This is a genomic window from Amycolatopsis sp. NPDC003731 (assembly GCF_053586895.1).
In genome coordinates, this window is the sequence record NZ_JBSFNC010000158.1 from 1 (window position 1) to 20,349 (window position 20,349).

Below are 20,349 nucleotides of genomic sequence, written 5' to 3' on the forward strand. Positions count from 1 at the left end.
GACAGTTTCGGGCCGGCAGCCGCCCGGGCCGGCCGGTTGTCCACTAGTTGGCGCGCTCGCGGGCGGCCACGACGACGTGCGCCAGCTGCTCGGTGCTCGCCCCGGAGGCGAGCAGGTCGAGCAGCCGGCGCAGGGCGTCCGAGGGTGCGGTCACGGCCGTCATGCTAGGGCGAAACGACCGCCTTCTCCGCCTCGACGTCGTCGTGCAGCGACTCACCACGGGTTTCGCGGGCGGACAGCAGCGCGATCACCGTGATCAAGCACATCGCCGCGACGTACAGCGACACCGGCACCGTGCTGCCCCAGGCGGAGAAGAGCGCGACGGCGATCAGCGGGGCGACGGCCCCGGCGGCGATCGACGACAGCTGCCCGCCGACCGACAGGCCGGTGTAGCGCACCCGCGTCGGGAACTGCTCGGCGAAGAACGCGGCCTGCGGGCCGTACATCGCGCCGTGCAGCACCAGCCCGACGGTCGCGGCCAGCACGATCACCGCCGACGACTTCGTGTCCAGCAGCGCGAAGAACGCGAAGCCCCACACGGCCATCCCGATCGCGCCGAACAGGTAGACCGGACGGCGGCCGACCCGGTCGGACAGCGCACCCCACACCGGGATCGTCACGAAGTGCACCGCCGACCCGATGAGCACCGCGGTCAGGCCGACGCCCTTCGGCAGGTGCAGCCCGGTCGTGACGTACACCAGGATGAAGGCGGTGATCACGTAGTAGGAGACGTTCTCGGCCATCCGCGCGCCGATCGTGATCAGCACCTGCCGCCAGCTCTTGCGGAAGACGTCGACGACCGGGACGTGCTTTTCGGCGCGCGCCTCGGCCTGGCGCTGCGCGGCGAGGAACACCGGCGATTCGGCGACGGCCAGCCGGATCCACAGGCCGATCAGCAGCAGCACACCCGAGAGCAGGAAGGGAACCCGCCAGCCCCAGGACAGGAAGGCCGCGTCCGACTGCGTCGCGGACAGGATCGCCAGGACGGCGGTGGCCAGCAGGTTCCCGCCGGGCGCACCGCACTGCGGCCAGCTCGCCCAGAACCCGCGGCGGCGGTCGTCACCGTGCTCGGAGACGATCAGGACGGCCCCACCCCACTCGCCGCCGAGCGCGAAGCCCTGTACCAGCCGCAGCAGTGTGAGCAGCAGGGGCGCCGCGACCCCCGCGGTGGCGTACGTCGGCAGGACCCCCATCAGGCAGGTCGAACCGCCCATCAGCACCAGGCTGACGATCAGGAGCTTCTTCCGGCCGAGCCGGTCGCCGAAGTGGCCGAAGACCAGGCCGCCGATCGGGCGGGCGAGGAAGCCGACGGCGTAGGTCAGGAACGCCAGCAGCGTGCCGGTGAGCGGGTCCGCCGTCGGGAAGAACAGCTTGTTGAAGACGAGGGCGGCGGCCGAGGTGTAGAGGAAGAAGTCGTACCACTCGATGGTGGTGCCGATCAGGCTCGCGCCGACGATCTTGGCGATCGCCGACCGGTGGGGTTGGCTCACTGCGGGCTCCACTTCCTTGTGGTTGTGCGGGTTCCTAGGCGGCGGTCCAGCCGCCGTCGAGCGGGATGGACGCCCCGGTGAGGTGGCCGGCGTGCGGCGAGCACAGCCACACCACCAGGGAAGCGACGTCCTCGGGTTCGATGAGCTTCTTGATCGCGGCCCGCTTGAGCAGCACCTCGGCGACGACGTCCGCACGCGGGATGTCGTGCTCGGCGGCCTGGGCGTCGATCTGCCCGTCGACCAGAGGGGTGCGGACGTACCCGGGGTTCACGCAGTTGCTGGTGACCCCGTGTCCGGCGCCTTCGAGAGCGGCGACCTTCGAGAGCCCTTCGAGCCCGTGCTTGGCGGCGACGTAGGCGGCCTTGTAGGCGGAGGCGCGCAGCCCGTGGACGCTCGACATGTTGACGATCCGGCCCCAGCCCCGGGCGTACATCGCGGGGAGCGTGTGCCGGATGAGCCGGAAGGGGGCGGTGACCATCAGGGCCTGGATCCGCTCGAAGACCTCCGGCGGGAAGTCTTCGAGCGGCGCGACGTGCTGGATCCCGGCGTTGTTGACCAGGACGTCGACTTCGGTGGGGAGCGCCTCGATCGCCGCGGGATCGGTGAGATCGGCGACGTGCGCCCAGCCGCCGACCTCGGCCGCCGCCGCCTCGGCACCCCGCTCGTCGATGTCGACGACGTGCACCTTGGCCCCGGCCGCGGCGAGGGCGCGGACGCAGGCGAGGCCGATACCGCCGGCACCGCCGGTGACGAGGGCGGTGCGCCCGTCCAGATCGCTGGTCATGGACGGGAACGGTAAGCGTGACGCCGGTCGCTGACCATGTGGACGGCAACCACACCTCGGCAAGATCCAGTGGCGCGAGCCCACATGGACCGGCTCAGGAGCGGTCGGCCAGGATCGCGAGGTAGTGCACGTTGGTCATGATCCCGAGAACGTTGCCGAACGGATCGACGACCGACGCCGTCACGAACCCGGGCCCGCGTTCGATGATCGGTTCGTACTCCTTCGCCCCCAGCTCCAGCAGCCGCGCGAACGTCGCTTCCAGGTCATCGACGTGCCAGCGCACGATCTCCCCGCCCGGCTCGGTGTGCGTGAAGGGGGCGTACTTGCGGTCGATGATGCCGAGTTCGTGCTGGTAGTCGCCAATCCGGAACTCCGAGTACCCGGGAACGTTGAAGTACGGCTCGATCCCCAGGAACTCCGCGTACCAGGCCTTCGCGGCCTCGTGATCCTCGGCGTAGTAGGTGACGGTGGCCATCCCTCGCAGCATGTCCTGCTCCTCTCAAGCGGTTCTGGAGCCAGCATGGCGGTCAAAGTGCTCACCGAGTGAGCGCTTTTGCGGTCGGTGCGACACTGCGTCCATGCGCGCCGACCGCCTCGTGGCCACCCTGCTGCTGATGCAGACCCGTGGCCGCGTCACGGCCGCCGAGCTGGCGGCGGAGCTGGAGATCTCCGTCGCCACCGCGCGCCGCGACCTCGAGGCCCTCTCGGCGGCCGGGGTGCCCGTCTACCCCCAGCCCGGGCGCGGCGGCGGCTGGCAGCTCGTCGGCGGTGCGCGCACCGACCTCTCCGGCCTGAGCGCCCGCGAGGCGCAAGCTCTCTTCCTCCTGGCCGGCCCGGCCGCCGCCGGCGCGCCGGAGGTCAAGTCAGCCCTGCGGAAGCTGATGGGCGCACTGCCCGGCACGTTCCGGGCGGACGCCGAGGCGGCGGCGGACGCGGTCGTCGTCGACCAGGCCGGCTGGGGCGAGCGTCCGAAGGAGCGGCCGCCGATGGTCTCGCTGCTGCGGGACGCCGTCATCGCCCGCCGACGGGTCCGCCTCACCTACGCCGGCCGTGAGAAGTCGGAGCGGCTCGTCGACCCGTGGGGCCTGGTCAATAAGGACGAAGTCTGGTACCTGGTCGCGGGCACGGCGAAGGGCCGCCGGACCTTCCGCGTCGACCGGATCGTCTCCGCCGTGCCGACCGACGAGCCCGCCGATCGCCCGTCGGACCTCGAGCTGACGACGGTGTGGCAGGAGGTCGTCGAGGAGGTGGAGAAGCGCCGTTCCCTGCTCAGCGCGGACGTCGTGCTCGACCGACGGCACTTCGCGGTGCTGCAGGGCCGGTTCGGGCGGCACTGCGAGCTGGTCGCGGAGCTGCCCGGGGACCGCGTCCGGGCGCGGGTCGCCGCGCCGGCGCCGGTGATGATCGCGCAGGAACTGGCGGGGTGGGGCGCACTGGTCGAGGTGGAAGGCCCGGCGTCGGTGCAGGCCGAGCTGGCCCGGCTGGGCGCCGAACTGGTCTCCCGCTACGGAACGTGACAACCCGGCCCACGTCCGTTGAATCACCGGTTGTCGTGTTTGTCCGACCCGCCGCCCAAACGTCCACCGGGCAGCCTAGCCGGGCTCCGAACCCCCGCCGTCGATCACGTCGAACAGCCCGATCGCCACTATGCTTGGTGAACGCCGTTAATCGGTCTACAATGGACACCCGGAGGACACACTCGGAGTGTCCGTTACCCGCCGGTATCTGGCCGTTCGGAGTATCCCTGATCACCCGTTTGCTGCTACTGTGACGCCTCCGTGACCTGAACGTGCGTTCGGTGACACTTCGGTGAGGGCAGACAATGCGTGACGATGTGGTCGAAGCGAGTGCCGTGGTCGGGCACCCGCCGGACGTGGTGTGGCAGATCGTCGGGTCGCCGGAGTGGTACTCGAGGTTCGTGCCGGAGATCAGCTGGTGCGAAATCCAGGAGCCGGCCGCGCGCGGACGCGGCCCGAAGGGCGCGATCCGGATCGTCCCCGCGCGGGGACCGCTGATCGAGACGCAGATGCAGGCCGTCGTCCACCGGCCGGGCGAGCACGTCGTGTGGTGCGGGGTCCCCGACGAGGGCACCTGGGTCTCGCTGGAGCTGAGACCGCTGGCGGGCGGCCGGACCGAGCTGTTCGTGCGGATGATGCTGCCGCCGGCGTACCTGGACCTGGTGTCGTCGATCAAGAAGGACGTCCGCGCCCTTGCCCGTCGCCTCGACCTGCACCTGGCCGGTGAAGCCGACCCGGACACCGACGGCGAGACCAACAAGGCCACCAAGCTGCGCACCACGAGCATCCTGCTGCGGGCCGGCGTGCTCAGCGCCGGGCGGCCGGACAAGCTGGCGCGCCAGCTGAACTCCCTCGCGCAGTGGGGCGCCACGGTCGCGGGCGGCTACCAGGCCGCGGCGGCCCGCGTCCCGGACGAGCCCGCCCTGCACGACGAGCGCAGCTTCCGCACCTTCCGCCAGGTCCAGGAGCGCAGCGACCGGCTCGCCAACGCGCTGAGCGAGCTCGGCGTCGTCGAGCGCGACCGGATCGCGCTGATGTGCCGCAACCACGCCGCGATGATCGAGTCGTTCGTCGCCGCCAGCAAGCTCGGCGCCGACGTCATCCTGCTGAACACCGGCCTGTCCGCCGCCTCGGTCAAGGACGTCCTCGCCGAGCACCGGCCCTCCGCCGTGCTGGCCGACGACGAGTTCGCGCAGACCATCGCGAACGTCCCCGGCGACTTCGCCCGGATCAGCACCTGGCCGGACGCCGACGCCGGCTACCCGACCGTCGACGAGCTGATCCAGGCCGCCCCCGCCGACCGCCCGAAGCCGGTCGAGCGGCCGGGCCGGCTGATCGTCCTCACCTCCGGCACCACGGGGACGCCGAAGGGCGCCCGCCGTCCCACACCGAAGGGGCTGGGCACCGCGGCGGCGATCCTCGACCGGATCCCGCTGCGCTCCGGCGACCGGCTGCTCGTGGCGGCGCCGCTGTTCCACACCTGGGGCCTCGCGGCGATGCAGATCGGCATGGCGCTGCGGGCGTCGCTCGCGCTGACCCGCAAGTTCGACGCCGAGGAGACGTTGCGGACGATCGCCGAGCAGAAGTGCGACGCGCTGTTCGCCGTGCCGATCATGCTGCAGCGGATCCTGGACCTGCCCGAGCGGGTCCGCGCGCGGTACGACCTGTCGTCGCTGCGGATCGTGGCCAGCAGCGGCTCGGCGATGTCCGGGCCGTTCGTCACGCAGTTCATGGACACCTTCGGCGACGTCCTCTACAACTTCTACGGCTCGACCGAGGTGTCCTGGGCCAGCATCGCCGACCCGGCCGACCTGCGCGCGGCGCCGACGACGGCCGGCCGCTGCCCGCTCGGCACCCGGCTGGCGATCCTGGACGAGGACCGCAAGCCGGTGCCCCCGGGCGGCGAAGGCCAGATCTTCGTCGGCAACGACATGCTGTTCGAGGGCTACACGAGCGGGACGGACCCGGCCCGCGCGGCGGACATGATGGCCAGCGGCGACGTCGGCTACCTGGACGCGGCGGGCCGCCTGTTCGTCACCGGCCGCGCCGACGAGATGATCGTCTCGGGCGGCGAGAACGTGTTCCCCCGCCCGGTCGAGGAGGCCCTGGTGGCGCTCCCGGGCGTCCACGACGCGGCGGTGGTCGGCGTCGCGGACGCGGAGTGGGGCCAGCGCCTGGCGGCGTACGTCGTCCCGCGCCGGGGTGCCTCCCTGCACGCGGAAGACATCCGCCAGTACATCCACCAGCGCTTGGCCCGGTTCGCGGTCCCCCGCGACGTGTATTTCGTCCCGGACCTGCCCCGCAACGCGACGGGCAAGATCCTCAAGAGGCTCCTGCACGACGACACCTGGCCGGCGACCAGCGAATACTGATGCCCGAGCACACCCCGGACGGCCGCTACATCCTCGTGAACGGCCGTCGCTGGCGCGCCACGGATCCCGAGATCCCCGACGACGTCCGAGACCGCCTGCAGAAGCACCTGATGGCGGCCCGGCGCGTGCAGGACCGCGCCCGCGTCCAGGCGGCGAAGGTGGCGCTGGGCGAGCGCGGTGAGCCGTGGTGGGAGCAGACGTCCGCCCAGCGCCGGGCGCGGTGGGAGCGCGGGCTGGCCGAGCTGGATCAGCCGACCGGCTGACGCAGCACCGTCCGCAGCCTCGCGGGCTCGACCCGCCGCGGGTCGCCGAGGTACACCTCGTGGTGCAACCCCGTCATCTCGAGCCTTTGCTCCGCAAGGTATTCGTCGTGCAGCCGCGCCAGCAGCGGACCTTCGTCGTCGTAGGACCCCACGTGCAGCGCCTGCGCACACCGCCCCTCGTGCAGCTTCTCCAACCGCACCGGCGCATCGAGCTTCTTCTTGCGCCGCACCGTCTCCCGGGCCTCCTCGACCGCTTCCTCCCCGATCCACGCGGGCTGCGCGATCAGCATCGTCCACTGCCAGGAGTCCTTGGCGCGCACGGTGAACGCGGCGTAGTCCTCCGCCCACCACAGGCCTTCCAACGGCCCCACGACGAAGTCCTCCCCACGCTGCTTCGCCGCCATCTTGACCGTGTACGCGAAGGCGTACAGCGCTTCGACCGCCTTCTTGTAGCTTTCCGCCGTGTTCGGGTTGCCGCGGCCGTCGATCGCGAGGAACCGCTGTTCGGGGACGTCCACCAGCTCCCACCCGGTGTTCTTCGGCGCGTAGAGCTGTTTGAGGTCCTTCTTGATGTCGTACGGCATCAGGTCATTCCTTCCAGCCACCGGGCTTCCGCCTCGAGTTGCGCAATGGAGTAGTCGAAGATCGCCCGGACGAACGGCGGGGCGTGGTCCTGGGCCGCGGCCGCGCGACGCACCTCGGCCAGCCGCTCCCCGACCGCTTCCGCGCGCCGGGCCAGCGCCGCGGCGAGCCGCTCGGGCGGGATGGCCGGGCTGTTCGCCAGGCCGACGAGCACCGGCGGGTGCACCGGCCGCAGCTCGGCGACGGCGGCTTCGGCGGCGGCCGCGCACGCCTTGCGGCCCGCTTCGGTGATCGTGAACGTCTTCTTGGCTTTCGCGTGCGCGCGCTCCCCCGCGACCTCGGCGACCAGGCCGCGGTCGCGAAGTTTGCCCAGGACGTAGTAGATCGAGCTGAAGCCGAGCGCCGTCCAGTCGCGCATGCCGCGTTCGGAGACGACCTCGTCCAGCTCGTAGCCGTGCCTCGGCCGCTCGGCCACCAGGCCCAGCACCGTCAGTTCCGCGTCGGTCAGCACGGCGGTACTCTAGCACTAGAATACTCGCCTTCCGGAAATTGTCGGTGGTGGCTGGCATGCTTCACCTCGTACCGGAAAGCGAGGGCGAACAGTGGGGGGACAGGTGGTGACGGCGGTGCCGTGGACCGCGGAACGCGTGGCCGGGCTGGCGCCGGATCCCGCATCGGAAAAGGCGGGCCGGGCGCTGGCCACGCCAGCGAAGTGGTCGGGCGCGGGCGCGTCCGAAGACGCCGTGTGGGGCTTCTGCCAGGGCAGTGGCAAGAAGCCGTACCAGACGTGCGTCGAGCTCGCCGAGCCCGCGTTCCGGTGTTCCTGTCCCAGCCGGAAGTTCCCGTGCAAGCACGCACTCGGCCTGCTGCTGCTCTGGGCGGCCGGGCGCGTGGACACCGCGGAACCACCCGAGTGGGTGCACACGTGGCTGGCCGAACGCGCCGACCGCGCCAGGCGGGCGGAGAAGCGCGCGGAGTCAGCGGGCCCGAAGGACGAGGAGGCGGCCGCCCGCCGCGCTTCCGACCGGGCGGCTCGCGTCGAAGGCGGTGTCGCGGAACTGAAAGTCTGGCTCACCGACCGGATCGGCGCGGGTTTCGCGGGCTTCGAGCGCAACGGCGGCGAAGAGCTGCGGACGGTCGCGGCCCGGATGGTCGACGCCCAGGCGTCCGGCCTCGCCGGCGGTTTGCGGCGGGCAGCGGCGATCGTCGGGCGCCGCGACTGGCCGGAGGCGCTGCTGGCCGAGCTGTCCCAGTTGTACCTGCTCGCCGACGCGGCCGGCCGCCTGGAATCGCTGCCACCCGCGCTGGCGGAGACGGTCCGCACCCGGCTCGGCTTTTCGGTGGAGACGGCCCGAGTCCTGGAAAGCGGCGAGCGCGTCGCGGACGATTGGCTGATCACCGGCGCGGCGGACGAGGAGAACGACCGCCTGCTCACCCGCCGGACCTGGCTGCGCGGCCTCCGCACGGGCCGGGACGCGCTGGTGCTGTCGTTCGCGCCGCCGGGCCGTCCGCTCGACGCGTCGCTCCCACCAGGACACCGGCTGACCGCGGAACTGGCGTTCTACCCGGGGGCCGCGCCGCTGCGGGCCTTGGTGGCGGAGCGCGGAATCCCGTTGCCGGCCCCCACGGCCGAAGGCGGTTCCATCCCGGACGCCCTGGCGGCGCACGCCCGGGCGATGGCGGCGGACCCGTGGCTGGAGCGCTGGCCGGTGCTGCTGTCGGGCGTCACCCCGGCCGAGCACGCGGGCGGCTGGTGTCTGTCCGAAAAGGACGGAACCGCGCTGCCTCTGGTGCCGTACGCGTTCCCGTGGTCGCTGCTGGCGCTGTCGGCGGGCCGCCCGCTGACCGTGGCGGGCGAGTGGAGCCAAGCCGGCTTGCGGCCGTTGACCTGCTGGCACGAAGGCCGGGCGGTGCGGCTGTGAAACCACTCCGCGAAACTCCGAAAGGCGGTGCACCCGTGAAAGCCTGGGAAGACCTCGTCGGCACCGCTCTCCTCGGCACCCGGCGGCGCACCCTGGACGCCGCCGCTCAGCCGGCCGCCGTCCAGGAAATCGTCGGCGAGCGCGAAGACCCCGCCGAGCAGCTCCTCGCCGCCGCGGCCGTGCTCACCACCTACCGCCGGGCCGGCCGGCAGCCGCTGCGTGACGTGCGGCCGCTGCCCGTGGCGCCCGAAGACGAACGCGCCTTCGTCCCCCCGCTCGCCCGGGACCGGCTCGGCCGCCTCCTCGCCGCCAGCCATCCCGACCTCCTGCTCGAATGGCTCGGCATCGTCGCCGGCACCGATTACCGCGTCCCCCCGGAAAGCCTGCCGCTGCTCGCCGAGGCCGCCCGCACCAAGGCCGCCCTGCGCGGGCCGCTGTGCGCCGTGGCCGGGCCCGTCGGCGCCTGGCTCGGGCAGCGGAACCCCGACTGGAGCTTCCTCGCCGCGCCACCCGAAGAATCCGGCGACGTCTGGCAGTACGGCAGCCTCGCCCAGCGCCGCCGGTGGCTCGCCGCGAAGCTCGCCCAGGAGCCCGACGCGGCCCGCGAAGCCCTCACCGCATCCTGGAAGACCGAGCCCGCCGACGTCCGGGCCGACTTCCTCGGCATCCTCGCCGGGCACGTCCGCGCCGGCGACGAAGCCTTTCTCGGAGCCGCACTCACCGATCGGGCCGCCGCCGTCCGGGAACAGGCCGCCGACCTCCTCGGCCGGCTGCCCGGCACGCGCTACGGCGAGAGCATGGCCGAACGGCTGCGCCCGCTGGTCCACCGCCGGAACCGGGTGCTCACCGTCGCCCTCCCCCAGGGCGAACGCGGCGACGGCACCGTCCGGCTGCGCACCCTCGTCGCGTCCGCTCCGCTCTCCTTCTGGACCGAGTTCGGCCCGCCGGCCGAGGTCGTGCGGATGACCGTCGAGGGCTGTCCGGCCGCCGTGCTGCGGGACTCCTGGGCCACCGCCGCCCTGCGGCAGCGGGACGAGACCTGGGCACAGGCGCTGATCGGCGCCGACCCCGGCGGGCGCACCACCCCGCCGCTGCTCGGCGTGCTGAGCCCGGCGAGCCAGGCCGCCACGATCGGGCACCTCGTCAGCCGGCTGCCCGTCGAATCGTTCGCGCGGCTGGTGCACGAGCTGCCCCGGCCGTGGACGAAGGAGCTCGGCACCGCGCTGCTCGACTGGATCGCCCGCCAGGACGACCACCGGCTGGTCTCGCACGCCGCCGTCGTCATCGCCCGCGCCGTTCCACCTCAGTGCCTGCGCCACCCGCTGGCCACCACCCGCTTGACCATGGACGCCGGGCCCTGGCGCCGGGCGCTCACCGAAACGCTGAACTTCCGCCGCGAAATGTACGAGGAGCTCGCATGACCGCCCCCACCGTCCTCCGGCCGCACGCCGAACAGGACCACGCCGCCGAGCTGGCCGCGCTGGCCGCCGCCGACGACCGGGCCAAGCCGCCGAATTGGAACCTTTCGCCGTGGGCGGTCGTCGAGTACCTGCTCGGCGGCACTCTGCCGGACGGCACCGTGATCACCCCGAAGTACGTCGGCCCGCGGCGGCTGATCGAGGTCGCCGTCGCCACCCTCGCCACCGACCGCGCGTTGCTGCTGCTGGGCGTCCCCGGCACGGCGAAGACGTGGGTGTCCGAGCACCTTTCCGCCGCCATCAGCGGGGATTCGACGCTGCTGGTGCAGGGCACCGCGGGCACGTCCGAGGAGTCGATCCGCTACGGCTGGAACTACGCCCGGCTGATCGCCGAGGGCCCGAGCGCCGCCGCGCTCGTCGAAAGCCCGGTGCTGCGCGCGATGCGGGACGGCAAACTCGCCCGGCTCGAGGAGCTGACGCGCATCCCGGCCGACGTGCAGGACTCGCTGATCACCATCCTCTCCGAGAAGACCCTGCCGATCCCCGAGCTGGGCACCGAGGTCCAGGCCCGGCCGGGCTTCAACCTGATCGCGACGGCGAACAACCGCGACAAGGGCGTCAACGAGCTGTCGAGCGCGCTGCGGCGGCGGTTCAACACGGTCGTCCTGCCCCTGCCGGACAGCGCCGAGGCCGAAGTCGAGATCGTCAGCCGGCGGGTCGCCGAGCTGGGCACCTCGCTGCAGCTGCCCGCCGAAGCCGCCGAGCTGGCCGAGATCCGCCGGGTGGTGACGATCTTCCGCGAGCTGCGCTCGGGCCGCACCGAAGACGGCCGCACGGCGGTGAAGTCGCCGTCCGGCACGCTGTCGACCGCGGAGGCGATCAGCGTGCTCACCGGCGGGCTCGCCCTGGCCGCCCACTTCGGCGACGGCGTCCTGCGCCCGCACGACATCGCGGCGGGCATCCACGGCGCCGTGGTCAAGGACCCGGTGGCCGACCGCGCGATCTGGATCGAATACCTGGAGACCGTGGTCCGCGAACGCGACGGCTGGGCCGACTTCTACCGGGCCGGTCAGGAGCTCTCTTGACGGCCACCCACCTGCTCGGCATCCGCCACCACGGCCCGGGATCCGCCCGGGCCGTGGCGGCGAGGCTCGCCGAACTCGAACCGGACGTCGTCCTCATCGAAGGGCCACCCGAGGCCGATGCTCTGGTCGAGCTCACCGAAGCCCCGGCCATGCAGCCGCCGGTCGCGCTCCTGGCCTACGCGACCGACGACGTCTCGCGCGCCGCGTTCTGGCCGTTCGCCGTGTTCAGCCCGGAATGGCAGGCGCTGACCTACGCCCGTGAGGCCGGGATCCCGGTGCGGTTCTGCGACCTCCCGGCCGCCAACACGTTCGCCGCGCCCCCGGACGAGCACACCGGCCCGCCCGTCGACCCGTTGGCATTGCTGGCTTCGGCCGGCGGCTACGACGACCCGGAACGCTGGTGGGACGACGTCGTCGAATCGCGGCGGGACGCCGAAAGCCCGTTCGAGGTGATCGCCGAGGCGATGAGCGCGGTGCGGGAGGACGAGAAACCCCCGCAGGGCAACGAAGCCCGCCGCGAGGCCTACATGCGCTCGGTGCTGCGCCGCACCCGCAAGGAGGGCTTCGAGAACATCGTCGTCGTCTGCGGTGCCTGGCACGTGCCCGCGCTGGCGGACCCGTTGCCACCGGCATCGCACGACCAGGCCGTCCTCAAAGGACTCCCGAAGCGGAAGGTCGCGTGCACCTGGGTGCCGTGGACGCACGGCCGCCTCGCCACGGCCAGCGGCTACGGGGCCGGTGTCCGGTCGCCGGGCTGGTACCACCACCTGTTCACCACGGCCGACGACGTCACCGCGCGCTGGCTGGCCGGGGTCGCCGCGGTGCTGCGGGAGGAGGACCTGCCCGTCTCGACCGCGCACGTCATCGAGGCGGTCCGGCTCGCCGAAACCCTCGCGACGCTGCGGGGCCGGTCGTCGGCCGGGCTCGCCGAGGTCACCGAAGCCACCCGGTCGGTGCTGTGCGGCGGCGACGAGGTGCAGGTCGAGCTCGTCACCCGGCGGCTGGTGGTCGGCGAACGGCTCGGCGAGGTGCCGGACCGCGTCCCGCAGCCGCCGCTGGCCGCGGACCTGACGGCGACCGCGAAACGCCTACGGCTCAAGAAGGACCCGATCGTCAAGGAACTCGACCTCGACCTGCGGACGCCGGGCGGGCTCGACCGCTCGAAGCTGCTGCACCGGCTGCGGATCCTCGGCATCGAGTGGGGCAGCCGGGAGGCGTCGGCCCGGCGGAACAAGGGCACCTTCCGCGAGACGTGGGCGCTGTGCTGGGAGCCGTCGTTCGAGGTCGACCTGGTCGCGGCCGCGGTGTACGGCACCACCGTGCCGTCGGCGGCCACCGCCGCGGTGCGCGGCACGGTCGAAGGCACGCCACCGCTGGACGAGGTCACTACGGCCGTCGAGAACTGCCTGCTCGCCGACCTGCCGGAGGCGCTGCCCGAGGCGCTCGCGGCGCTGGACGCCCGCGCGGCGGCGGACGCGGACGTCGCCCGGCTGATGTCGGCGCTGCCCGCGCTGGCCAGGGCGACCCGGTACGGCAACGTCCGCGGCACCGACACCGGCGCGTTGCGGGCGGTCGCCGACCGGATGCTGGACCGGATCTGCGCCGGCCTGCCACCGGCCGCCCACGGCATCGACGACGACGCCGCGGCCCGCCTGGCCAAGCTGGTCGACGGCGTGCACGACGCGACCTCCCTGCTCGGCGACGACCCGAAGGAGCGGTGGCTGGCGGCGCTGGCCCGGCTGGCGGAACGGCCGTCGCTGCCCCCACTGCTGGCCGGGCGGCTCACCCGGATCCTGCACGACGCCGGGCTGTTCGACGCGCTCGACATCGAACTGCGGCTGGGCCGCGCGCTGACGCCGGGCGTCACACCGTCGGCGGGCGCGGCCTACGTCGAGGGTTTCTTCGACGGCGGCGCGCTGTTGCTGGTGCACGACGAAGGCCTCCTGCGGGTGATCGACGCCTGGCTGGCGGCGATCCCCGAAGACGTCTTCACCGAGGTGCTTCCGTTGCTGCGCCGCACTTTCGGGGCCTTCAGCGGGCCCGAGAAGCGGGCGATCGGGCAACGCGCGGCCGGGCTCACCGGCGCCGCGCGCACCGTGGCGGTGGCCGACGAACTGGACGAGGACCGGGCCGAGCGCGTGCTGCCGGTCCTGGCGACGCTCTTGGGGGTGGGAGCATGACCGCGGACACCGACCGGGTGCGGCGCTGGCGGCTGGTCCTGGGCGGCGACGGCGCCGGGCCGGGGTCCGGCCTGGAGGACGCTCAGCTGTCCGATGAGGACAGTGGGGTGGACGCGGTGCTGGCCGCCCTCTACGACAAGCCCGACGAGGAGACCACGGGCGGGCCGCGCAGTGCGAACCTGGGTGCGTCGGCGCCACGGGTCGCGCGCTGGCTGGGTGACATCCGGCGCTACTTCCCGAGCTCCGTCGTGCAGGTCATGCAGCGCGACGCGGTCGACCGGCTCGGGCTCACCCGGATGCTGCTGGAGAAGGAGCTGCTGTCGGCGGTCGAGCCGGACGTCCACCTGGTCGGCACGCTGCTGTCGTTGAACGGTGTGCTGCCGGAGGAGACCAAGGAGACGGCGCGCGAGGTGGTCCGCAAGGTCGTCACCGAACTGGAGGAGCGGCTGGCCGAACGCACCCGCGCGGCGATCCGGGGCGCGCTGGACAAGGCGTCGCGCACGCACCGGCCGCGCCCCGGCGACGTCGACTGGGCGCGCACGATCCACGCGAACCTCAAGCACTATTCCCCCGACCTGCGCACGATCGTCCCGGAGAAGCTGATCGGCTTCGGGCGCCGGCAGCAGGCGGTGCAGCGGGACGTGGTCCTGGCCGTCGACCAGTCGGGTTCGATGGCGGAGTCGGTGGTGTACTCGGGGCTGTTCGGCGCGGTGCTGGCGTCGATGCGGGCGTTGAAGACGTCGTTCGTCGCGTTCGACACGGAGGTCGCGGACCTCACCGAGCACCTCGCCGACCCGGTGGACGTCCTGTTCGGCACCCAGCTGGGCGGCGGAACGGACATCAACCGGGCGATCGCGTACTGCCAGGGGCTGGTCGAGCGCCCGGAGCGGACCCTGCTGGTCCTGATCAGCGACCTCTATGAGGGCGGCAACGAAGAGGAGCTGCTGCACCGCATCGCCGAACTGGCCGGCGCGGGGGTCCAGGTGGTGACGCTGCTGGCCCTGTCGGACTCGGGCGCGCCATCGTACGACCACGAGAACGCGGCGGCCCTCGCCGAGCTGGGCATCCCGGCCTTCGCGTGCACCCCGGACCAGTTCCCGGACCTGATGGCCGCCGCCATCCGCGGCGACGACCTCCAGAGCTGGGTGGCCCGCGAGAGCAGCTGAGTTGCGGAATGAAACCGATCAGCCCACGGTTGAACGGGAGGCGGGACGGCAGTTCCCGCAGGAAGGACGGCTCGCCATGAAGGTCCGCAGCTCGATCCGTTCGCTCGCCCGCCAGCCGGGCGCCCAGGTCATCCGCCGGGGCACCAAGCTGCTGGTGATCAACAAGGCCAACCCCCGCTCGAAGGCCCGCCAAGGCTGACGCGGCACCTCAAAGGCCCCGGAACCACCTCGGTTCCGGGGCCTCACTCGTGCGCCAAAGGTCAACACGCGTGATCAAAGGGTCGACACGCGTGATCAAAGGGTCAACACGCGTGATCAAGAGGTCGACACGCGTGATCAAGCGGCCATCGCCGTGTCGACCCTCCAATCACGTGAGTTGACCCTCCAATCACGTGAGTTGACCCTCCGATCACGCGTGGTGCTCCTTGGCGCACCGTGATCAAGCCGGGCCGGCGAGGCCGATGAGGTTGCCCTCGGGGTCGGTGAAGTGGGCGACCACCAGATCCCGCCCCGGTGCTCGGTCCGGGCCCATCCGGCGGGTGCCACCGAGGCGTTCGGCTTCCTCCAGCGCCGCCGCGACGTCGGGGACGCCCACGTAGAACACCACATGACTCTCGTAGGCCGCGCCGCCGCCGACGCCGCCCGGGATGCCGTCCGTCTCCACGAACCCGTAGGCGCCCGATTCCGACACCTCCTCCGAGACCGGCCCGGATGTGTCGAACTCCCAGCCGAACAGCCGGCCGTAGTACCCGCGCAGCCGCGCAGGGTCGGTTCCGATGATCTCGAAGTGCACGACTGGCCGGCCCATGACCGTTCCTTTCCGTCGACTTCCGGACCGTCCGACCGTACGCCCATCAAGTTGTTAAAAACAACCACAACGTTGTACATTGAAACCATGCCGACGAGCCGCAGCTACGGGGACGCGTGCACGATCGCCCGCGCCCTGGACGTCGTCGGGGAACGCTGGGCCCTGCTCGTGGTGCGCGAGCTGCTTCTCGGTCCGCAGCGGTTCTCCGACGTCCGCCGCGCGCTCCCCGGCGCCAGCTCGAACCTGATCACCGACCGGCTCCGCGAACTCGAGCGCCGCGGCGTCGTGACGCGCCGGCAGCTGCCACCCCCGGCCGCTTCGACGGTCTACGAGCTCACCGGCTGGGGCCGCGAACTGGAGCCGGTCGTCCTCGCGCTGGGCGCGTGGGGCGCGCGAGTCCCGCTCCCCCGGCCCGCTTCACTCGGCGTCACGTCCGTGCTGCTGTTCCTCCGCGAGTCCGCCCACCCGCGCAGCACCGCGTGCTACCGGGTCGAACTGGACGCTCGCGTGTGGACGGTCCGCACCGAGCCGGGCCGGCTGACGATCGAACCGGGCGAGCCCGGCGCCCCGGACGCGACGATCCGGACCGATCCCTCGACGCTGAACGCCCTGCTCGACCGGCCTCACGACCTCGAGAAGGCCATCGCCGAGGGCAAAGTGACGCTCGACGGCGACCGGAACGCGGTCCGCAGGCTGCTGCGCGAGCACGAAAGCTGAGAACGTCAGCCCGCGCGGCCGAACCGCAGCACGCCGTCGTTCACGCGGTTGAACCGCATGTCCGCCAGGTCCAGCAAATAGTTCTGCCGCATCATCCACGGCCGTCGCCCGCCTTGCTTCGGCAAGTCCGGGGCGGCCCGCTTGATGTACCCCGACTGCAGGTCCACGATCGGCCGCGGCCGGCCCGCGTCCGCCGCCGATGCCGCGTCCGGCACGCAGAACGCGAACCCGTGCCGGTCCAGGTACGCCAGCAGGCGGCACACGTACTGCGACGCCAGGTCCGCCCGCAGCGTCCACGAACTGTTCGTGTACCCCACGCACCACGCCAGGTTCGGCACCCCGCCGAACATCGTGCCCTTGTACGCCCGCTGCTCCCCCGGCTCGATCGCCCGCCCGTCGACTGTCAAAGCGATCCCGCCGAACGCCACCAGCCGCAGGCCCGTGGCCGTCACGATGACGTCCGCCGGCAACGAGCGCCCCGATTCCAGCGCGACGCCGGACGACGTGAACCGCGCGATCCGGTCCGTCACGATGTCCGCCTGACCGGACCGCAACGCGCGGAACAGGTCGGCGTCCGGCACCAGGCACAGCCGCTGGTCCCACGGGTCGTACGACGGCACGAAGTGCGGGTCCACCGGGATCGACGCCGGCAGCTGCGCCGCCACCCGCTTGCGCAACGCCAGCGACGCCCGGCCCGGCAGGCGCCGCATCAGCTGGAAGAACAGCGTCCCCATCACCACGTTCTTACCGCGGACCACCCGGTGCGCCGGCTTCTCCGGCAGCAGCGCCCGGATCCGGTCGGCCAGCGCGTCGCGCCCGGGACGCGCCACGATGTACGACGGTGAACGCTGCAGCATCGTCACGTGCGAGGCGCGCGACGCCAGCGCCGGGACCAGCGTCACCGCCGTCGCGCCGCTGCCGATCACCACGATCCGCTTGTCCGTGTAGTCCAGCGAATCCGGCCAGTGCTGCGGGTGCACGATCTCGCCGGCGAACTCCGCACGGCCCGGGAAGTCGACGACGTGCCCGGACTCGTACGAGTAGTAACCGCTGCACAGGTACAGGAACCGGCAGGTGAACGTGGCGCCGTGCGCAGTCGTGACCGTCCACCGCGCGTCCGGCGACGACCACGACGCCTGCGTCACCCGGTGCCCGAAGCGGATGTGTTCGGTCACGCCGAAAGCCGCGGCCGTCGAGCGGATGTAGCTCAGGATCGACGGCCCGTCCGCGATCGCTTTCGGGTCCTTCCACGGCCGGAACGGATAACCGAGGGTGAACATGTCCGAATCGGACCGGATGCCCGGATACCGGAAGAGGTCCCAGGTTCCGCCGATCGTGTCACGCGCTTCGAGCACCGCGTACGTCTTGCCCGGCAGCCGCTCCTGCAGCCGGCAGGCCGCGCCGACGCCGGACAGGCCGGCGCCCACGATCAGGACGTCCACGTGCTCGGCGGTGCTCATGCCCGGCAGCCTAACCGAGGTGGGGACCCCGCCGGACCGGGTCGGGGCACCGGCCCGGCGGGGAAGCCTGCTTACACCAGGACGACCTTGGTCGCGCCGAACGTGCCCTTCAGCGGCACCTCCACGGCCCGGCCGCGCACCGTGATCGTGACGCTGTCCTGCAGCTGCGTCGGATCCGACACCGCGAGCTGCGTCCGCGCGCCGCACCGCCCGATCGCCACCGACGCCGGGCCCGACACGCTGACGTCGCCGACCGAGCCCGCCGCGAAGAAGTTCGCCAGCACTGTGCCGCCGGTCACGCGGATCGCCTGCACCACCGGGGTGTTCGCCAGCACGCGCCACGCCCAGGACGCCGTGAGCGTGTCGATCACCGAAGCGCCCGGCAGCACCGCGTACGCGTACTTCGCGTCCGTCGGCTTGACGCCGTGCTCGAGGACCAGCTTCTGGTAGCGGCGGGTGTTCGGCGTCGTCGTGCCCTTGGTGTTGGCGCCGGTGTCGATGTCGCGCCACGCCCCTGTCCGGTCTTCGCGCAGCGCCGTCACCGAAGCGTCGTCCAGGAGCAGGTACCCGCCGACGTTCTCCAGGTGCACCCAACGCGGCTTTCGCAGTGCGGAGGCTTTCCCCAGGTCGGTCGGAAGGCGCCGGCCGTCGGCCAGCAGCGTCCCGCGGCCGCCCTCGCCGAGGTTGCGGTTCTCGATCGTCGTGCGGACCGCGTAGCCGGACGTGCTGGTGATGCCGGCGCCGAGGCAGACGATCCCGTCCGGGGTGAAGAACCACGACTTCTTCGCGACCAGCGAGCCGTCCCAGTTCTTGAAGTCGAACGCGCTCGTGCCGTGCCGCGCGTCCCAGCGGACGCCGCCGGTGTGCGCGTTCGGGCCCACCGGCACGCCGCCGAACTTGGGGTCGACCGGGCCGTCGTGCTCGGTCGTACCGGGCAGCAGCAGCGGGTCGACCGTCGGCCAGTAGGCGTCGGTGTAGTGGCCTTTGGCGTTCGGCAGGAACGTGTACAGCACGCCGTCGCCGACGTGGTAGCCCTTGAGGTTCTGGCCGTTGATGGCTTCGTAGCGCGAAATCCGCGTCGAGCTGACGCCCAGCGAGGCCGACCAGCCGTCGGTGATGTGGATCAGCCGGTCCTGCTGGCCGAAGACCCGGTGCGTCGCCTCGATGCGCGCCGGGCGCACCCCCGACGCGAGCATGTCCTGCGCGAACTCGATGCCCGGCGTCGCCACCAGGTCCGGGCCGGGCGCGAACCGCTCGGGGTCCGGGATCTTCAGGAAGGGCGCGAACGTGCCTTCCTTGAGCCACTTCGCGGCCAGCGCGTTGAGGTCGGTCTTGGTCTTGCCCGAGGCCGTCCGGGCCAGCACCAGCGTCGCGACGGTGAGCTGGTGGCCGATGTCGTGGCCGGTCTCCCCTTGGCGTGACAGCATCCGGCCGCGCACCGGTTCCATCAGCGCGCCCGCGTAGACGAAGGGGGCGAACTGTCCGCGACGAGCGCGTAGATCTTGTCCTTCAGCGGCTGCGGGAGCGCGTACTCGGTGCCCTGGGTGACGTGGATGGCGCCGGCGAGCGCGGTCAGCAGCACGATGCCGTAGTGGCCGGGGTACGGGATGGTGTCGTGCTGGATGAACGAGCCGTCGACGTGGAAGCCGTCGCCGGCCGCGCGGTCCAGCTTCGCGACGACGCTCGCCGCGCCCCCGCCGGCGACGTCGGTGAGGGCGTCGATGCCGGTCTTGATCCACGCCGTGTCGCCGAGCATGGCGCCCGAAACGATCGAGATGAGCGCTTTGTCGGCACGGTTGGCGCCGGTTTCGATCACCGACGCGTTGTTCGCGCGCAGGTTCGGGTTGCCGACGAACCGCTTGACGGGCTTGAGGTAGCGCGCGAGCTGCTCGGCGGTGAGCTGGTCGGCGACCACCGACAGCGTGTGCAGCAGGTAGTACGGGATGCCGATCTCGTAGGTGTACCAGTTGCCGATCTCGCCGACGTTTTCGTTGTACTGGCTGGCGTAGATGAGTTCCAGCGCGGTCTTGACGCGGTCGAGCACGACCGGGTCACCGGACAGCGCGCCGCCCGGCGTGCCCCAGTCGACGGCGATCGCCCGCAGCCGCGCGTACATCGACGTCGTGTAGTCGCTGCCGGGACCGAGCGGCAGATCCGTCCACAGTGGAGCACCACCGCCGGCGACGGACAGGCTGGCGTTGTAGGCCTTGGCGACCCGGCCGAGGTTGGCCAGTGCCTCGGTCCGTTCGGGCGACGGCCGGTTGATACCGGTCTGCAGCTGCCGGTAGGCGGCGACGATCGGCGCGGTCGCGGCGGGCACGGCGCCGGCCGTTTGTGCGCCGGCCGCGGGTTTCGCCGCGGACGCGGCGAAGGCCGGGCGGGTCAGGAGCACGGTGGAGGCGGCCGCCAGGGCACCACCGCGCAGGGCATTTCTCCGGTTCACGGGCATGGCAATGCCTCCCAGGAAGACATCCTCGGCTTACGGGGGAACGGGGATTCAGTTGTGCGGCGGTGATCGGCCCGGTCGGCGCGACGACGTTCGCCGAAGCGGTGCGGATGGGCTCCGAGGTGTTCCACACACTGCG

The 20,349-nt window shown here is 72.1% G+C and carries 19 protein-coding genes and 1 pseudogene; 11 read left to right on the forward strand and 9 right to left on the reverse strand.

Features of this window, described 5'->3' with window-relative positions; genetic code table 11:
• Positions 1–164: 164 nt before the first annotated feature.
• The 3 genes from ACWDN5_RS39535 to ACWDN5_RS39545 all read right to left on the reverse strand — a co-directional run bounded on the left by ACWDN5_RS39535 (position 165) and on the right by ACWDN5_RS39545 (position 2,761).
• Positions 165–1,490 carry an MFS transporter gene (locus ACWDN5_RS39535; protein ID WP_310971447.1) on the reverse strand — a complete coding sequence of 442 codons (1,326 nt, stop codon included), beginning with the start codon at positions 1,488–1,490 and terminating at the stop codon, positions 165–167.
• A gap of 34 nt (positions 1,491–1,524) precedes the next feature.
• Complete coding sequence (locus ACWDN5_RS39540; protein WP_449679878.1) at positions 1,525–2,274, reverse strand: 3-hydroxybutyrate dehydrogenase; 750 nt, start codon at positions 2,272–2,274, stop codon at positions 1,525–1,527.
• A gap of 94 nt (positions 2,275–2,368) precedes the next feature.
• On the reverse strand, positions 2,369–2,761 hold the full coding sequence (locus ACWDN5_RS39545) for a VOC family protein (RefSeq protein WP_449679879.1): 393 nt from the start codon (positions 2,759–2,761) through the stop codon (positions 2,369–2,371).
• Between the two features lie 91 nt (positions 2,762–2,852).
• On the opposite strand from ACWDN5_RS39545, the gene ACWDN5_RS39550 reads away from it, so the two are divergent.
• The 3 genes from ACWDN5_RS39550 (at position 2,853) to ACWDN5_RS39560 (ending at position 6,426) form a co-directional block, all read left to right on the forward strand.
• Positions 2,853–3,791, forward strand: coding sequence for a helix-turn-helix transcriptional regulator (locus tag ACWDN5_RS39550; RefSeq protein WP_449679880.1), 939 nt, complete (start codon positions 2,853–2,855; stop codon positions 3,789–3,791).
• A gap of 305 nt (positions 3,792–4,096) precedes the next feature.
• Complete coding sequence (locus ACWDN5_RS39555; protein ID WP_449679881.1) at positions 4,097–6,163, forward strand: AMP-binding protein; 2,067 nt, start codon at positions 4,097–4,099, stop codon at positions 6,161–6,163.
• Positions 6,163–6,426 carry a hypothetical protein gene (locus ACWDN5_RS39560; protein WP_310971442.1) on the forward strand — a complete coding sequence of 88 codons (264 nt, stop codon included), beginning with the start codon at positions 6,163–6,165 and terminating at the stop codon, positions 6,424–6,426. The genes ACWDN5_RS39555 and ACWDN5_RS39560 overlap by 1 nt, the downstream gene beginning before the upstream one ends.
• Here ACWDN5_RS39560 and ACWDN5_RS39565 read toward each other — a convergent pair.
• The gene (locus ACWDN5_RS39565) at positions 6,411–7,010 is read right to left on the reverse strand and encodes a GyrI-like domain-containing protein (RefSeq protein WP_449679882.1); all 600 of its coding nucleotides are present in this window, start codon (positions 7,008–7,010) and stop codon (positions 6,411–6,413) included. The genes ACWDN5_RS39560 and ACWDN5_RS39565 overlap by 16 nt on opposite strands.
• Positions 7,010–7,519: a PadR family transcriptional regulator gene (locus ACWDN5_RS39570; RefSeq protein ID WP_449679883.1), complete on the reverse strand. Its 510-nt coding sequence runs from the start codon at positions 7,517–7,519 to the stop codon at positions 7,010–7,012. Before ACWDN5_RS39570 ends, ACWDN5_RS39565 begins: the two co-directional genes overlap by 1 nt.
• Positions 7,520–7,625: 106 nt before the next feature.
• Between ACWDN5_RS39570 and ACWDN5_RS39575 the strand changes: the two genes are divergently transcribed.
• The 6 genes from ACWDN5_RS39575 (at position 7,626) to ACWDN5_RS39600 (ending at position 14,978) form a co-directional block, all read left to right on the forward strand.
• Positions 7,626–8,930 (forward strand): SWIM zinc finger family protein, encoded by a 1,305-nt coding sequence (locus tag ACWDN5_RS39575; RefSeq protein WP_449679884.1) that lies wholly within the window; start codon positions 7,626–7,628, stop codon positions 8,928–8,930.
• Between the two features lie 35 nt (positions 8,931–8,965).
• Positions 8,966–10,351, forward strand: coding sequence for a DUF5691 domain-containing protein (locus ACWDN5_RS39580; protein WP_449679885.1), 1,386 nt, complete (start codon positions 8,966–8,968; stop codon positions 10,349–10,351).
• Entirely contained in the window at positions 10,348–11,433 is a 1,086-nt protein-coding gene (locus ACWDN5_RS39585) for an ATP-binding protein (RefSeq protein WP_449679886.1), read from the forward strand. The genes ACWDN5_RS39580 and ACWDN5_RS39585 overlap by 4 nt, the downstream gene beginning before the upstream one ends.
• The gene (locus ACWDN5_RS39590; RefSeq protein ID WP_449679887.1) at positions 11,430–13,613 is read left to right on the forward strand and encodes a DUF5682 family protein; all 2,184 of its coding nucleotides are present in this window, start codon (positions 11,430–11,432) and stop codon (positions 13,611–13,613) included. The genes ACWDN5_RS39585 and ACWDN5_RS39590 overlap by 4 nt, the downstream gene beginning before the upstream one ends.
• On the forward strand, positions 13,610–14,779 hold the full coding sequence (locus tag ACWDN5_RS39595; RefSeq protein ID WP_449679888.1) for a VWA domain-containing protein: 1,170 nt from the start codon (positions 13,610–13,612) through the stop codon (positions 14,777–14,779). Before ACWDN5_RS39590 ends, ACWDN5_RS39595 begins: the two co-directional genes overlap by 4 nt.
• A 76-nt stretch (positions 14,780–14,855) precedes the next feature.
• Entirely contained in the window at positions 14,856–14,978 is a 123-nt protein-coding gene (locus ACWDN5_RS39600) for a ribosomal protein bL36 (RefSeq protein ID WP_310971435.1), read from the forward strand.
• Between the two features lie 240 nt (positions 14,979–15,218).
• On the opposite strand, the gene ACWDN5_RS39605 is transcribed toward ACWDN5_RS39600, so the two are convergent.
• On the reverse strand, positions 15,219–15,587 hold the full coding sequence (locus tag ACWDN5_RS39605; protein WP_449679889.1) for a VOC family protein: 369 nt from the start codon (positions 15,585–15,587) through the stop codon (positions 15,219–15,221).
• 87 nt (positions 15,588–15,674) lie between these two features.
• Here ACWDN5_RS39605 and ACWDN5_RS39610 point away from each other — a divergent pair, with 87 nt between their 5' ends.
• Entirely contained in the window at positions 15,675–16,304 is a 630-nt protein-coding gene (locus ACWDN5_RS39610; RefSeq protein ID WP_310971433.1) for a winged helix-turn-helix transcriptional regulator, read from the forward strand.
• 5 nt (positions 16,305–16,309) lie between these two features.
• Here the strand turns inward: ACWDN5_RS39610 and ACWDN5_RS39615 are convergent, their stop codons facing one another.
• From ACWDN5_RS39615 to ACWDN5_RS39625, 3 genes and pseudogenes are all read right to left on the reverse strand, one after another.
• Positions 16,310–17,764: a flavin-containing monooxygenase gene (locus tag ACWDN5_RS39615; protein WP_449679890.1), complete on the reverse strand. Its 1,455-nt coding sequence runs from the start codon at positions 17,762–17,764 to the stop codon at positions 16,310–16,312.
• Between the two features lie 71 nt (positions 17,765–17,835).
• Entirely contained in the window at positions 17,836–18,960 is a 1,125-nt protein-coding gene (locus tag ACWDN5_RS39620; RefSeq protein WP_449679891.1) for a polysaccharide lyase family 8 super-sandwich domain-containing protein, read from the reverse strand.
• Between the two features lie 177 nt (positions 18,961–19,137).
• Positions 19,138–20,213 (reverse strand): annotated as a pseudogene (locus ACWDN5_RS39625) (polysaccharide lyase 8 family protein); the annotation flags it as partial.
• A 62-nt stretch (positions 20,214–20,275) separates the two neighbouring features.
• Here ACWDN5_RS39625 and ACWDN5_RS39630 point away from each other — a divergent pair.
• A partial coding sequence (locus ACWDN5_RS39630; RefSeq protein ID WP_449679892.1) for a hypothetical protein occupies positions 20,276–20,349 on the forward strand: 74 nt, incomplete at its 3' end.

What these genes read in the sequence shown, in the direction of transcription:
- ACWDN5_RS39550 (WP_449679880.1), top strand. Translation starts at nt 2,853, where the DNA reads ATGCGCGCCGACCGCCTCGTGGCCACCCTGCTGCTGATGCAGACCCGT.
- ACWDN5_RS39545 (WP_449679879.1), bottom strand. Translation starts at nt 2,761, where the DNA reads ATGCTGCGAGGGATGGCCACCGTCACCTACTACGCCGAGGATCACGAG.
- ACWDN5_RS39585 (WP_449679886.1), top strand. Translation starts at nt 10,348, where the DNA reads ATGACCGCCCCCACCGTCCTCCGGCCGCACGCCGAACAGGACCACGCC.
- ACWDN5_RS39595 (WP_449679888.1), top strand. Translation starts at nt 13,610, where the DNA reads ATGACCGCGGACACCGACCGGGTGCGGCGCTGGCGGCTGGTCCTGGGC.
- ACWDN5_RS39555 (WP_449679881.1), top strand. Translation starts at nt 4,097, where the DNA reads ATGCGTGACGATGTGGTCGAAGCGAGTGCCGTGGTCGGGCACCCGCCG.
- ACWDN5_RS39600 (WP_310971435.1), top strand. Translation starts at nt 14,856, where the DNA reads ATGAAGGTCCGCAGCTCGATCCGTTCGCTCGCCCGCCAGCCGGGCGCC.
- ACWDN5_RS39560 (WP_310971442.1), top strand. Translation starts at nt 6,163, where the DNA reads ATGCCCGAGCACACCCCGGACGGCCGCTACATCCTCGTGAACGGCCGT.
- ACWDN5_RS39610 (WP_310971433.1), top strand. Translation starts at nt 15,675, where the DNA reads ATGCCGACGAGCCGCAGCTACGGGGACGCGTGCACGATCGCCCGCGCC.
- ACWDN5_RS39620 (WP_449679891.1), bottom strand. Translation starts at nt 18,960, where the DNA reads ATGCTCGCGTCGGGGGTGCGCCCGGCGCGCATCGAGGCGACGCACCGG.
- ACWDN5_RS39605 (WP_449679889.1), bottom strand. Translation starts at nt 15,587, where the DNA reads ATGGGCCGGCCAGTCGTGCACTTCGAGATCATCGGAACCGACCCTGCG.
- ACWDN5_RS39540 (WP_449679878.1), bottom strand. Translation starts at nt 2,274, where the DNA reads ATGACCAGCGATCTGGACGGGCGCACCGCCCTCGTCACCGGCGGTGCC.
- ACWDN5_RS39615 (WP_449679890.1), bottom strand. Translation starts at nt 17,764, where the DNA reads ATGAGCACCGCCGAGCACGTGGACGTCCTGATCGTGGGCGCCGGCCTG.
- ACWDN5_RS39565 (WP_449679882.1), bottom strand. Translation starts at nt 7,010, where the DNA reads ATGCCGTACGACATCAAGAAGGACCTCAAACAGCTCTACGCGCCGAAG.